General features: G+C 63.4%; 12 protein-coding genes. 5 read left to right on the top strand and 7 right to left on the bottom strand.

What is annotated here, in order from left to right; all coding sequences use genetic code 11:
- Nucleotide 1: 1 nt before the first annotated feature.
- Nucleotides 2-2851 carry a bifunctional transaldolase/phosoglucose isomerase gene (locus tag GGD63_RS19870; RefSeq protein ID WP_183244877.1) on the bottom strand — a complete coding sequence of 950 codons (2850 nt, stop codon included), beginning with the start codon at nt 2849-2851 and terminating at the stop codon, nt 2-4.
- A 297-nt stretch (nt 2852-3148) separates the two neighbouring features.
- Here GGD63_RS19870 and GGD63_RS19865 point away from each other — a divergent pair, with 297 nt between their 5' ends.
- The 4 genes from GGD63_RS19865 to GGD63_RS19850 all read left to right on the top strand — a co-directional run bounded on the left by GGD63_RS19865 (nt 3149) and on the right by GGD63_RS19850 (nt 8909).
- Complete coding sequence (locus tag GGD63_RS19865) at nt 3149-3835, top strand: STM3941 family protein (protein WP_246785564.1); 687 nt, start codon at nt 3149-3151, stop codon at nt 3833-3835.
- Between the two features lie 298 nt (nt 3836-4133).
- A complete protein-coding gene (locus GGD63_RS19860) occupies nt 4134-6077 on the top strand; it encodes a PrkA family serine protein kinase (RefSeq protein ID WP_183244876.1) in 1944 nt (647 codons plus the stop codon).
- A gap of 19 nt (nt 6078-6096) precedes the next feature.
- Complete coding sequence (locus GGD63_RS19855) at nt 6097-7374, top strand: YeaH/YhbH family protein (RefSeq protein WP_183245000.1); 1278 nt, start codon at nt 6097-6099, stop codon at nt 7372-7374.
- On the top strand, nt 7371-8909 hold the full coding sequence (locus tag GGD63_RS19850; RefSeq protein ID WP_183244875.1) for a SpoVR family protein: 1539 nt from the start codon (nt 7371-7373) through the stop codon (nt 8907-8909). Before GGD63_RS19855 ends, GGD63_RS19850 begins: the two co-directional genes overlap by 4 nt.
- A gap of 233 nt (nt 8910-9142) precedes the next feature.
- Here GGD63_RS19850 and GGD63_RS19845 read toward each other — a convergent pair whose 3' ends face one another.
- The 6 genes from GGD63_RS19845 to GGD63_RS19820 form a co-directional block, all read right to left on the bottom strand.
- Entirely contained in the window at nt 9143-9583 is a 441-nt protein-coding gene (locus GGD63_RS19845; protein WP_183244874.1) for a DUF1801 domain-containing protein, read from the bottom strand.
- A complete protein-coding gene (locus GGD63_RS19840; RefSeq protein ID WP_183244873.1) occupies nt 9580-9792 on the bottom strand; it encodes a hypothetical protein in 213 nt (70 codons plus the stop codon). Before GGD63_RS19840 ends, GGD63_RS19845 begins: the two co-directional genes overlap by 4 nt.
- Nucleotides 9793-9833: 41 nt before the next feature.
- Nucleotides 9834-10253: an SRPBCC domain-containing protein gene (locus GGD63_RS19835; RefSeq protein WP_183244872.1), complete on the bottom strand. Its 420-nt coding sequence runs from the start codon at nt 10251-10253 to the stop codon at nt 9834-9836.
- Nucleotides 10250-10573, bottom strand: coding sequence for a helix-turn-helix transcriptional regulator (locus GGD63_RS19830; RefSeq protein ID WP_183244871.1), 324 nt, complete (start codon nt 10571-10573; stop codon nt 10250-10252). The genes GGD63_RS19835 and GGD63_RS19830 overlap by 4 nt, the downstream gene beginning before the upstream one ends.
- Nucleotides 10574-10822: 249 nt before the next feature.
- Nucleotides 10823-11272 (bottom strand): DsrE family protein, encoded by a 450-nt coding sequence (locus GGD63_RS19825; protein WP_183244870.1) that lies wholly within the window; start codon nt 11270-11272, stop codon nt 10823-10825.
- 97 nt (nt 11273-11369) lie between these two features.
- Complete coding sequence (locus tag GGD63_RS19820; protein ID WP_183244869.1) at nt 11370-11990, bottom strand: hypothetical protein; 621 nt, start codon at nt 11988-11990, stop codon at nt 11370-11372.
- 211 nt (nt 11991-12201) lie between these two features.
- Here GGD63_RS19820 and GGD63_RS19815 point away from each other — a divergent pair, with 211 nt between their 5' ends.
- On the top strand, nt 12202-12774 hold the full coding sequence (locus GGD63_RS19815; protein WP_183244868.1) for an STM3941 family protein: 573 nt from the start codon (nt 12202-12204) through the stop codon (nt 12772-12774).
- Nucleotides 12775-12803 lie beyond the last annotated feature (29 nt).

The following is a 12803-nucleotide window of genomic DNA, read 5'->3' as shown; positions in this document are numbered from 1 at the left end:
CTTAATTCAGTGCGTCATTGAGCGCGGCATTGAGCGCCGCGAGACCTTTCTTGAGCCCGCCCTTCAGGTGGACACGCAACGCGCGCCGCCCACGCTCGGTGAGCACGTCGAAATCGCCGCGCGCCTGCGCCGCCTTGATCACGCCGAAGCTCGCCTTCTGGCCCGGCACCGCCAGATCCTTGGCATCGTCGGCCGTGATCTGGAGGAACACGCCGCTGTCGGGCCCGCCCTTGTAGGCCTGGCCCGTGGAGTGCAGGAAGCGCGGGCCGAACTCGGCACAGGTCGCGACATGCCGCTTCTCGCGCACCTCGAGCCGCATCGCCTGGAGTGCATCGATGGTGGCCTTGTCGCGCGCGATGTAGCCGAGCAGGGCGACATAGTCGCCCTCGCTGGAGCGCGACAGATGCGCCTTGAGCCAGGAGGTGAGATCGCCATTGGCGCCGGCGGCGCGCAGCGCCGTGGCATTGGCCTCGTCGGTGTAGAGATCGGCCTCGACCGTGCTGACCACGGGCTGTTCGTCCGGCAGCGCGCCGGTCTTCTCGAACGACGCCGTGAGCTCGCGGGTCTTGATCTTGGCGGCTTCCACGTCGGGCTGGTCGAACGGGTTGATGCCGAGGATCGAGCCCGCCACGGCCGTGGCCATCTCGAAGCGGAAGAACTCCTGGCCGAGATGGTCGATCGATTTCATGACGATGCGCACGACGGGATGGCCGGCCGCTTCGATCGCGGCAAGCTTGGAATCATGGGGCGCGTCCGCCTCGCCCTCGGTGCGGATGTCGATGAAGAACCGGTCGTTGCCGTAAGAAGAGGGATCGCCCAGCGGCTCGCCGTCGATCGGAATCAGGCCCTTGCCCTCCTTGCCGGTCGATTCCGCGATCAGCTGCTCGGCCCAAGCGCCGAAATCGGCGATCTTCTTTGACGACAGGATCGTCACCTTGTCGCGGCCGTCGAGCGCGGCCAATCCCATGGCAAGGCCGAGCTGCACGCCGGGGTTCTCGGACGGCGGCACGTCCGGTCCGCAGGAGCGGGCCATGGAGAGCGCGTGCTTGATGAAGGTCTTGACGTCGATGCCGGCGGTCGCCGCCGGCACCAGCCCGAACGGCGAGAGCACCGAATAGCGCCCGCCGATCGAGGGCTCGCCATGGAAGATGCGGGCATAGTTCAGCTTCTTCGCCGCCTTCTCCAGCGACGAGCCGGGATCGGTCACCGCGATGAAGCGGTGGCCGGTCTTCACCTTGGGGCCGACCGCCTGCGCGACGCGCTCATGGAAATAGTCCTTCATCGCGTTCGGCTCGGTGGTGCCGCCGGACTTGCTGGAGACGATGAACACGGTGCTCGCGAGGTCGATCTTCGCCTCCATCGCCCGCACCTGCGCGGGATCGGTGGAATCCAGCACATGCAGCTTGGGGAAGCCGGGCTTTTTGCCAAAGGTCTCGGCCAGCACCTCGGGTCCGAGGCTCGATCCGCCCATGCCGAGCACAACGGCGTCGGAGAATTTCTGGCCCTTCACGCGGCCCGCATAGTCCTCGTAGTCGGCAACGTCGGCCTTGGCGGCGCTGTCGAGCCAGCCGAGCCATTTGTCCTCGTCGGTGCCGGTCCAGACCGACTTGTCGCGCTGCCAGAGCCTGCGGATCTTGGCGGAGGCACGCCATTCCTCGGTGCTCTTGGCGACAGCCTTGCCGAGCCCGTCGCCGAGCGAGAGAAGTTGGCGGTCGAGCGCCGGCCCGAGCACGGTGGCGCGCTTGTGCGCGACCGCGCCGTAGAGCTTGTCGGCGGCGTCCGCAAACAGCTTGACGCCGTCCTTGACCAGCTCCTCGGTGATCGCATCGAGCGAGATGCCGGAGCGCTCCAGCTCCTCCAGCACGCGGCGGGCGTCGTCGACATTCTCTTCCAGGCTGTCGCGCAGCTTGCCGTGGTCGCGGAACGCATCCAGCGTCGCCGGGGGCATGGTGTTGATGGTGTCGGGGCCGATCAGCTCCTCGACATAGAGGACGTCGCTGTAGTCCTTGTTCTTGGTGCCGGTCGAGGCCCACAGCATGCGCTGGGGCTTGGCGCCCTTGGCGGCAAGCTTCTCCCAGCGGGGACCCGAGAACAGGCGCTTGTAGTCCTGGTAGGCGAGCTTGGCGTTGGCGATCGCGACCTTGCCCTTCAGCGCGGCGAGCCGCTCCTTTTCGGATGGGTCGTTGGCGCGTGCGATCTTCTCGTCGAGCTGCTTGTCGACCATCGAGTCGATGCGGCTGACGAAGAAGCTCGCCACGCTGGCCACGTGCGACGGATCGCCGCCGCCGGCGACGTATTTTTCGAGACCAGCCAGATAGGCCTCCGCAACCTCGAGATAGACCGCCTTGGAGAACAGCAGCGTGATGTTGATGCTGATGCCGTCGCCGATCAGCGTCTCGATTGCCGGCAGGCCTTCCGGCGTCGCCGGCACCTTCACCATCAGGTTCTTGCGGCCCACGTCCTTCCACAGCCGGCGCGCCTCGGCGACGGTGCCGGCAGTGTCCATCGCCAGATAGGGCGACACTTCCAGGCTGACATAGCCGTCGCCGCCCTTGAGGCGGTCATAGACCGGGCGCAGCACATCGGCGGCATTCTGGATGTCCTCGATCGCGACGGCCTCGAACAGGTCGGCCACGGTCCGGTCGCCGCGCTTCAGCGCCTTGCCGATCGGGGCGTCATATTCGTCCGAGCTGCCGATCGCCTTCTCGAAGATCGAGGGGTTGGAGGTGACGCCCTTGACGCCGTCGGTGTCGATCAGCCGCTTCAGGTCGCCCTTGGCGATGAAGCCACGGGCGAGGAAGTCCAGCCAGACGGCTTGTCCGTGCTTTTCCAGTTCTTTGACGGGATTCATGATGCTTATTTCTCTCCAAGCCTGCGGGCGAGGGGTTTCCGCGCCGGTCCTGACGCGCTATCCTGTAGCGTACATGCTCCCGGGAGGGAACCAATCAAGGGTATGAGCGTCATACTCTCAGTGTAACTCCGTCGCGATCATGGCGATCCAGGCGGCAGTGGCGGTGTTGCGTAAAAGGTCGTTGGCCGGGAAAGGTTCGGCCGAGGTCTCGTTGCGTAACGTCTGTCGGCCGCTGCACAGCAGGTCGTCAGTGGATTCCGATACGCCTGATTCTTTGTGGCTCGGTCGCGTACGGCCATGCTGGGGGAAAGCATGCACGGACATCCTGACGGCCCTTCTTCCGCCGTCTCCGAAAGCCCGCAATCGGTCGTACCGACCGTGCACGTCGATGCGGCCCACGATCTCGAAATCAACCGATGCGCCACGCGCTTGCGGCTGCTGGTCGCTGCGGGTTTCGCGATGATACTGTTCAGCGCGAGCCTTGCCTTCGACTGGTGGGACGGCCTCGGCGAGTACGACACGCTGGCCGGCTATGCCGGCGTTGCGGTGTTCGGCCTGATTACCGGCTGGCTGATCTGGCAGCTTCCCGGCGAACGTGGGCCGGTGGTGATCGTCACCCCCTACGGCATCCGCGATCTCCGCATCGGTAATGAATTTCTGCTGTGGGAGTCGATCGCGGACGTTTCGACCGAGGAGCGCCGCGGGCACAGGATGATCGTGCTGACGCCGACGCCTGCATTGCAGCGCCAGCTCTCCTGTATTCGCGGCAGGAGCCGGGCGACGTCGCGTGGCGCGCAGGACGATCGAATCGTCATCTCCACCGAGGGGCTGGCGACCGATTTTGACACATTGCTGCGCGCTTGCTGCGAGTGCCATGCCGCCAGCGATGCACGCACCGCATTGCGGCGAGACCGCGATCAAGGCACGCAAGGCCCAGGCGCACAAAGCTCAGGTGCACAAGGCTTGGCCGTACAAGCGTCATAAAGCTGCCGCCGGCAGACGGCTATGCTGCACCGCCGGATGAGCTGATCCCCGGTAATGCCCGGATGTGGCGGCCGAGTGACATTTTCTGGAAATGAGCGAAGATATACATAGATTCGCATAAATAACAGGCAGGTGCCTGTTCGTAACTCACCCGGTTGCCTACGTTGTGCGTTGCGTGGAGTCGGCTCCCGGGTGTCCAATGATCGTCATGTGCTCACGCTGATTCGAAACGGCCTGAGGAACGGTCCGGTAACTGCTTTCGTTTCAGCTTGTAGCGGAACTCACGCGGAGAGGGATCATGTACAACGATTCTCTATTCAACGCTTTCGCTCGGTCGTTCGAGGCGAGAAGCCAGCACGACATGTCGATGGCGGAATATCTGGAATCGTGTCGAAGCGATCCCATGAAATACGCAAACGCGGCCGAGCGACTGCTAGCAGCGATCGGCGACCCGCAGACGATTGACACGGCCAAGGACCCACGCCTTGGCCGTATTTTTTTGAACCGCACGATCCGCACCTATCCGGCCTTCGCCGGCTTCTACGGCATGGAAGAAACCATCGAGCGCATCGTCGGTTTCTTCCGGCACGCGGCGCAGGGCCTCGAAGAGCGCAAGCAGATCCTCTATCTGCTCGGCCCGGTCGGCGGCGGCAAATCCTCGCTCGCCGAGCGGCTCAAGTCGCTGATGGAAGTGCAGCCGATCTACGTGCTCAAAGCCGGCGATGAACTCTCGCCCGTGTTTGAAAGCCCGCTCAGCCTGTTCGATCCCGATAATCTCGGGCCGATGCTGGAAGAGAAGTACGGCATTCCGCGCCGGCGCCTCACCGGCCTGATGAGCCCGTGGTGCTACAAGCGGCTGGAAGCCTTCGGCGGCGACATTTCCCAGTTCCGGGTCGCAAAAATCCAGCCGTCGCGGCTGCGCCAGATCGCGGTCTCCAAGACCGAGCCTGGTGACGAGAACAACCAGGACATCTCGTCGCTGGTCGGCAAGGTCGACATCCGCAAGCTCGAGACCTACGCGCAGAACGATCCCGACGCCTACAGCTATTCCGGCGGCCTCAATCGCGCCAACCAGGGCATCCTTGAATTCGTCGAGATGTTCAAGGCGCCGATCAAGATGCTGCACCCCCTGCTCACCGCAACGCAGGAGGGCAACTACATCGGCACCGAGAATATCGGCGCGATCCCGTTCACCGGTGTCATTCTCGCGCACTCCAACGAGGCGGAGTGGGCGAGCTTCAAGGCCAACAAGAACAACGAAGCCTTCATCGACCGCATCTGCGTGATCAAGGTGCCGTACGTGCTGCGGGTCACCGAAGAGCAGAAGATCTACGAGAAGCTGATCCAGGGTTCGGAGTTGGCGTCTGCGCCGTGCGCGCCGTCGACACTGGAAACGATGGCTCGGTTCTCGGTGATGTCGCGCCTGCGCAAGCACGAGAATTCCACGGTGTTCGCCAAGATGCGGGTTTACGACGGCGAAAGCCTGAAGGAATCCGATCCCAAGGCACGCAGCGTCCAGGAATACCGGGATGCCGCCGGTGTCGACGAAGGCATGGACGGCGTGTCCACCCGCTTCGCCTTCAAGATCCTGGCTGCGACCTTCAACCATGATCCGCAGGAGGTCGCCGCCGATGCCGTGCACTTGATGTATGCGCTCGAGCAGTCGATCCGCCGCGAGCAGCTGCCGGAGGAAACCGAGAAACGTTACCTGGAGTTCATCAAGGCGGAGTTGGCACCGCGGTACGCCGAGTTCATCGGCAACGAGATCCAGAAAGCTTATCTCGAATCCTACTCGGATTACGGCCAGAATCTGTTCGACCGCTACGTCGATTATGCCGATGCATGGATCGAGGACCAGGATTTCAAGGATCCCGACACCGGCCAGCTGCTCGATCGCGAGCTTTTGAACCAGGAACTGACGAAAATCGAGAAGCCGGCGGGGATCGCCAACCCCAAGGACTTCCGGAACGAGGTCGTCAAATTTTCACTGAGGGCCAGGGCACAGAATGCCGGCAAGAATCCGACCTGGACCTCCTACGAGAAGATTCGCGACGTGATCGAAAAGCGGATATTCTCCCAAGTCGAGGACCTGCTTCCGGTCATCTCTTTCGGGTCGAAGAAGGACGGCGAGACGGAGAAGAAGCACGGCGAGTTCGTCGCACGCATGGTGGAGCGCGGCTACACCGAGCGTCAGGTTCGCCGGCTCGTCGAATGGTACATGCGCGTGAAGCAGGCCGGTTGAGGCGGATGGGAAAGTGGCCATTCACATTATTGACAGGCGCCTGAATCCAGGCGGCAAGAGTCTTGAGAACCGGCAGCGGTTCTTGCGTCGGGCCAAATCCCTGGTGCAGGGCGCCGTCAAGAAGACCTCGCAGGAACGCGACATCAAGGACGTCCTGGAGGGTGGTGAGGTCACGATCCCGCTGGACGGGATGCATGAGCCGCGCTTCCGCCGCGAAGGCGGAACGCGGGATATGGTGCTGCCCGGGAACAAGAAGTTCATCGAGGGCGACTATCTGCAGCGCTCCGGCCAGGGCAGCGCCAAGGATTCCGGTCCGGGCGAAGGCGACAGCGAGGACGCCTTCCGCTTCGTCCTCAGCCGCGACGAATTCGTCGACCTCTTCCTCGACGATCTCGAGCTGCCGGATCTCGCCAAGCGCAAGATCGCGCAGACCGAGAGCGAGGGCATCCAGCGCGCCGGCTATACAACGTCAGGTTCGCCCGCCAACATTTCGGTCAGCCGGACTGTCCGGCTTGCGCTGGCGCGCCGCATCGCGCTCAAGCGCCCCCGCAAGGAGGAGATCGAGGAGCTGGAGGCGGCGATCGCCGCCTGCACCGACGAGGATGAACGGGCAGAGCTGGTCGCCGAGCTGGAAAGGCTGAAGGCGAAGTCCAAGCGCATTCCCTTCATCGATCCGCTCGACATCCGCTATCGCCGCTTCGAGATGGTGCCGAAGCCGGTCGCGCAGGCCGTGATGTTCTGCCTGATGGACGTCTCCGGCTCGATGTCCGAGCACATGAAGGACCTCGCCAAGCGCTTCTACATGCTGCTCTACGTGTTCCTGAAGCGCCGCTACAAGCATGTCGAGATCGTCTTCATCCGTCACACCGACCGCGCCGAGGAGGTGGACGAGCAGACCTTCTTCTACGGCCCGGCCTCGGGCGGCACGCTGGTCTCCAGCGCGCTGCAGGCAATGCACGAGATCGTGCGCGAGCGCTTCAATCCCGCAGACTGGAACATCTACGCCGCGCAGGCCTCCGACGGCGACAATTCCTATTCCGACGGTGAGCTCACGGGCCTGCTGCTGACCGACAAGATCCTGCCGGTCTGCCAGTTCTTTGCCTATCTCGAGGTGGGGGAATCCGGCGGCAGCGCCTTCGATCTCTCCGACTCCTCGCTCTGGACCCTTTACGAGCGCCTGCGCAACAGCGGCGCACCGCTCTCGATGCGCAAGGTCTCCGAGCGCAGCGAGATCTTCCCGGTGTTCCACGACCTGTTCCAGCGCCGCGAAACTGCTCAGGAGAAAGCCGCTCCATGACGGAACGATTGTTCGAAGGCGCGGATTGGGACTTCCGTACCCTGCAGCGCATCACCGATGCCTGCGAGGAGGTGGCGTTGAAGGATCTCGGCCTCGACGTCTATCCAAACCAGATCGAGGTCATCACCGCCGAGCAGATGCTGGACGCCTACTCGTCGGTCGGCATGCCCTTGTTCTACAAGCACTGGTCCTTCGGCAAGCATTTTGCGTTCCACGAGGCCTCCTACCGCAAGGGCCTGATGGGCCTCGCCTATGAGATCGTGATCAACTCCTCGCCCTGCATCTCCTACCTGATGGAGGAGAACACGGCGACGATGCAGACGCTGGTGATCGCGCACGCAGCTTTCGGCCACAATCACTTCTTCAAGAACAACTACCTCTTCAAGCAGTGGACCGACGCCGACGGCATCCTGGACTATCTCGATTTCGCCAAGAACTACGTCATGCAGTGCGAGGAGCGCTACGGCCGCGCCGAGGTCGAGCGTACGCTCGACGCCGCGCATGCGCTGATGTCGCACGGCATCGATCGCTATCCCGGCAAGAAGAAGCTGGACCTGCGCGCCGAAGAGAAGCGGGCAGGGCGCAGGCGCCAGCATGAGGAAGAGGTCTTCAACGATCTCTGGCGCACCGTGCCGGCCGGTAAGAGCAAGAGCCGTTCGGCGCTCAGCATCGAGCGGCGTCGCAAGCTGCTCGGCCTGCCGCAGGAAAACCTGCTTTATTTCCTGGAGAAGAGCGCGCCGCGGCTGGCGCCCTGGCAGCGCGAGCTCTTACGCATCGTCCGCCACATCGCGCAATATTTCTATCCGCAGAGCCAGACCAAGGTGATGAACGAGGGGACGGCGACCTACGTCCACTATCGCATCATGACCCAGCTGCACAAGCAGGGCCGCATCACCGACGGCAACTTCCTCGAATTCCTGGGGTCGCACACCAACGTGGTGTTCCAGCCCGAATTCGACGATCCGCGCTTCTCGGGCTTCAACCCCTATGCGCTCGGCTTCGCCGTGATGCAGGACATCGAACGTATCGTCACCAGGCCGGAAGACGAGGACCGCGAATGGTTCCCCGACATCGCCGGCAAGAACGACGTGATGGGCGTGCTGCGCGACGTCTGGGCCAATTACCGCGACGAGAGCTTCATCGGCCAGTTCCTGAGCCCCAGGCTGATGCGCCACTTCCGCATGTTCCATCTCCACGACGATCCCGAGGAGCGCGCCGGCATCCGCGTCGATGCCATCCACGACGAGCGCGGCTTCCGCCGCGTCCGGCGCGAATTGGCGCGGCAGCATGATGTCGGGTATATCGACGCCAATATCGAGGTGGTCGACGTCGATCTCTCCGGCGATCGCCGGCTGATCCTGCATCACCACGTCATCAAGGGCGCGCAGCTCAACGAGACCGACGCCAAGCGGGTGCTCCAGCACCTCGCCGATCTCTGGACCTACGACGTCGCGCTGATCGAGGTCGACGCCAACGACAAGGTCCTGCGCGAATACGTCGTGAGCCCGCGCCCGATCCCGGCGGCGGTCGCCTGAGGCGGCTGACTACGGCTGCAGCGTCGACGTGGCGGATAGCTCGCCCGCGGCTCGTCCTTCGAGACGCCCGCCTTTGGCGGGCCCTCAGGATGAGGACGGAGTGTGCGGCCGTAATTTCGACAGTCGGAGATGCCGCTTAGCCTCATCCTGAGGAGACCGCTGGAAGCGGTCGTCTCGAAGGACGAGGCGCTTGCTCCGACCGCCGCCAGGAATTTGCACTGACTTAAAGTGCTCTACGCCGGCCGCTTCTTGGCTGACTTCTCCTTCGACGCATTCAGCTCCACCGCCGCCCGGATCAGCGCCTTCAACGCCTTCTCGTTGACCTTTTCGCCTTCGCGAAGATCGATCGCGCGCCGCACATTGCCGTCGAGGCTGGAATTGAACAGGCCGGTCGGATCCTCCAGCGCCGCGCCCTTGGCGAAGGTCAGCTTCACCACTTCCTTGTAGGTCTCGCCGGTGCAGATGATGCCGTCGTGCTCCCAGACGGGAACGCCACGCCATTTCCATTCCTCGACCACGTCAGGATCTGCCTGCTTGATCAGGCCGCGGATCCGCGCCAGCGTCTCGCCGCGCCAGTCGCCGAGCTCCCTGATCCTGCCGTCGATCAGTTTTGAGGCCGACGCTCCGTCCGCTTGCTTCACGCTGCTCTTCTTCGCCGCCACCGCCTTCTTCATGACCTCGCCTCGCTGTGCGCATCGTCACGCCGGCCAAGATACGGCAGCGCGAACAGATACAGCCCGGTCGCGAGCAGCGGGATCAGCGGGACGAGCGCCAGGAAGCCGATCCAGGCGGCGTCGAGCTGCATGGTCATGGCGACGATGTTCGCGATGACGGCGAGGGTGAAGGCGACGGACAGCCAGCGATGGATTTGTCGAATCCGCATGTGCAACGGGATCTCCTCTGCAATGATCGAAAGGGTTGCGCTCAATCCGGCCGCGCCAGCAGCTCGTCGAGTCTCGCGAAGAACTGCTTCCAGCCGGCATGCGCGCCGCCATAAGCCTGCTTCTGCGTTGGGCTGAAGCCCGCCTGCTCGACGCGCAGATGCGTGCCCGCGCCCGTCGGCGTCAGCGTGAAGGTCACGACGCTTTTCAGATCGAAGGCGGCGTCCTCATGCGAGAAATTCCAGGTGTAGGCGAGCGTCTTCTGCGGCTCGATGGTGAGCACCTCGCAGTCCAGCACGCCGCCCCATTCACCGCGCAGGTTGAAGCGATGACCGACCACGGGCTTGAAATCGTTCTTCATCAGCCATTCCTCGATCAGATGCGGCTGCGTCAACGCGCGCCAGATCCGTTCGGCCGGAAAGGCGAATTCGCGCTCGACGACGACGGAACGTGTTTCAGTCATTGGTCCATCCTCTTCAGGAGATCGTCCAGCGCATCGAGCCGGTTCTGCCAGAACCCGGCCATCTGGCCGGTCCAGTCGATCAGCGGGTTGAGCGCGCCGGGCTGCGCGCTGTAATGGGTCTGGCGTCCTTCATGGCGGTCGCGCACGAGGCCCGCCTGCTTCAGCGCGCCGAGATGTTTCGAGACCGCCGGCTGTGAAACGCCGGATCGGAGCGTTAGTGCCCCGACCGTCTGCTCGCCCTCGCGGCACAGCCGCTCGAAGATCGCCCGCCGGGTCGGATCGGCGAGCGTCCTGAACAGGAGGTCGTGGGCGGCGGACATGGGTAATCCATAACTCGAAGGTTATGGATCAATTCATAACCGTTGGGTTATGGGTAAGTCAAGTGCTAAGGGGTGGATATGGCAGTCACGCTCGCGCCTCCCCTCCGCCGTCATTGCGAGGAGCTCGCGACAAAATTGCGAAGCAATTTTGCGCTGATGGACGAAGCAATCCAGAATCCCTCCGCGGAAAGATTCTGGATTGCTTCGCTGCGCCCGCAATGACGAAGCCCGCGGCGCCGCCGCACAACCCTACGGCCGCAAATACAGGTACCCCTGCGACTGCAGCTCGGCCAACCTGACCACGCCGCCCTTCTCCGCGCTGACGAAGCCCGGCAGCAGGTCCGTCAGCGTGACGTTCTGCGCCTTCATGGTGTTGCCGCACGCGGCGAGCTCGACGCCGTCCTTGGAGAAATCGCCGACGCGTTTGCTGACGTCGGGGTTGGCCTGCGCCCAGTGAAACGCCTTCAGCGCCGGCCCGTGGATCACCAGCGCGATCGTCACGTTCGCCGGTCCACCAACGCCATCGATGTGGTTCTGGATGTTGCCGAGCACGAAATTGACCTTCTCGGCGTCGCTGAGGTGATAGACGACCTTCAGCTTGCTGCCGGCGCCGGTTTCCGTCGCGGCGTGCGCGCGGGAGGCGCCAAACGCAGCGCCCAAGGCCGAGATGGCGCTCCACAAGATGTTCCGGCGGTTCATGGCAATCTCCCGAAAAGCATGATCCGGAAAAGTGCGAAGCGGTTTTCCGGAAAGATCATGCGCAAATAACGACTAAGCCTGACTTGCCGGACAGATATCATTTGTGGCGGAGAGCCGCGAGTTCCTTGCGGTCGGTCACCAGCGAAGCGCATTCGCCGTTGTCGACCCGGTCGAGCCGAAAGACCCTGTCGTCGGCGCCGCCCACCAGCGATTGTTCGGCGTCGTCATCGGGCTTGTTGTTCTGCCAGACCCTGACCCGTTCGAGCCGCACGATCGCCGACTTGTCGTCCTTGGACAGCGCCACGCCGATGCCGCCGCCCTCGCAGTCGACGCCGCAGCCGAAACGAACCTCGTTGCCGCTGTCTTCGAACACGGCGTGGCTGCACGAACCGCTGGAATCGAAATCACCGGAGCGGTGGCGGTATTTGAAGCCCAGGCGAAAGGAATAGCGGAGATCCTTGACCTCGTTGTCGTATTCGGCCGACATCAGCAGCTTCATCGAAGCGACCTTCTGCTTCGGATGCCGCGCGAGGTGATCGGCATCGTAACGGCGGACGAAGCAGGCATAGAGCTTCCTGCCGGGCGGACCGGCGAACACCCGCTCGCTGAAGGCCTCGGCCTCGGCCTTGGTGGCTTCGCGGATATGGACGTCGTCCTGGGCGTGGGCGGCACCGGCGAATGCGGCAAGGATCGTCGCAACGAAAACAGCAAGTTTCATGATCGCACCGGGGCCTGTGAACCGTCGTCCATCCGCAACGCGCGGGGTGGCAGCCGACTGGCATTTAGTCGCGGGCGGGAAGCGTTGCGTTCAAGCGTTCCTGGCCGCACGCCTTGCGGGGGCAGCCTCGCGCAAGGTTCCCACCTTAATCAGTTGGAAGGAAGGGCGCTGGTAAGCCCCTGGTTGCTGCAGATGGCTGGTGGCGGTCAAAATGTCCGTAAGTCAGAACTTGCCCAACCTTGCGATCGGCTATTCCGTGGCGCGGCTGCTCAGGCTCCTGGGGGCCGGCCTGGTGTTGACGCTGCTCTGTGCAGCGCTCGCGTTCAACTGGCACTACGTCAAGGACATCACCACGTTCCAGATCGTACTCTGCGATTTCGGCGTCGTATTTTTCGGCCTGGCCACCTGTAAGACGCTCTGGACGTTGATCTCCTCCAGGGAGCCGGTCCTCTTCATCACCCGCGTCGGCATTCGCGACACCAGGCTCGCCGACGACACCATCGCCTGGAGATCGGTGCGGGACATTTCGATTTGGCGGTATCGCTCCCAGAGGATCGTGGTGCTCCAGCTCGATCCTTTTCTCGCCGATCGGTTCGCCGGCGGCTTTCTGAAGCGCGTCTTGTCGCTGGTGAACAAGCCGGTTGGCGCGGACGGCGTGCTCGTCAATGCGGGCGGCCTGACCATGGACGGTGAAGCGCTGTTCGAGACCTGCAGGCAATACTGGACGGCCGGCCGGCTGCCATATTCGGGTCGCGCCGCAGCTGAGCCCGAGCCTGCCCATTAAAGCCCGTGTGTTTTGGTTGAACCAGTGTC

The organism is Bradyrhizobium sp. cir1 (assembly GCF_014198245.1).
Taxonomy (GTDB): domain Bacteria; phylum Pseudomonadota; class Alphaproteobacteria; order Rhizobiales; family Xanthobacteraceae; genus Bradyrhizobium.
This window is presented reverse-complemented; position numbering and strand designations above follow the sequence as displayed.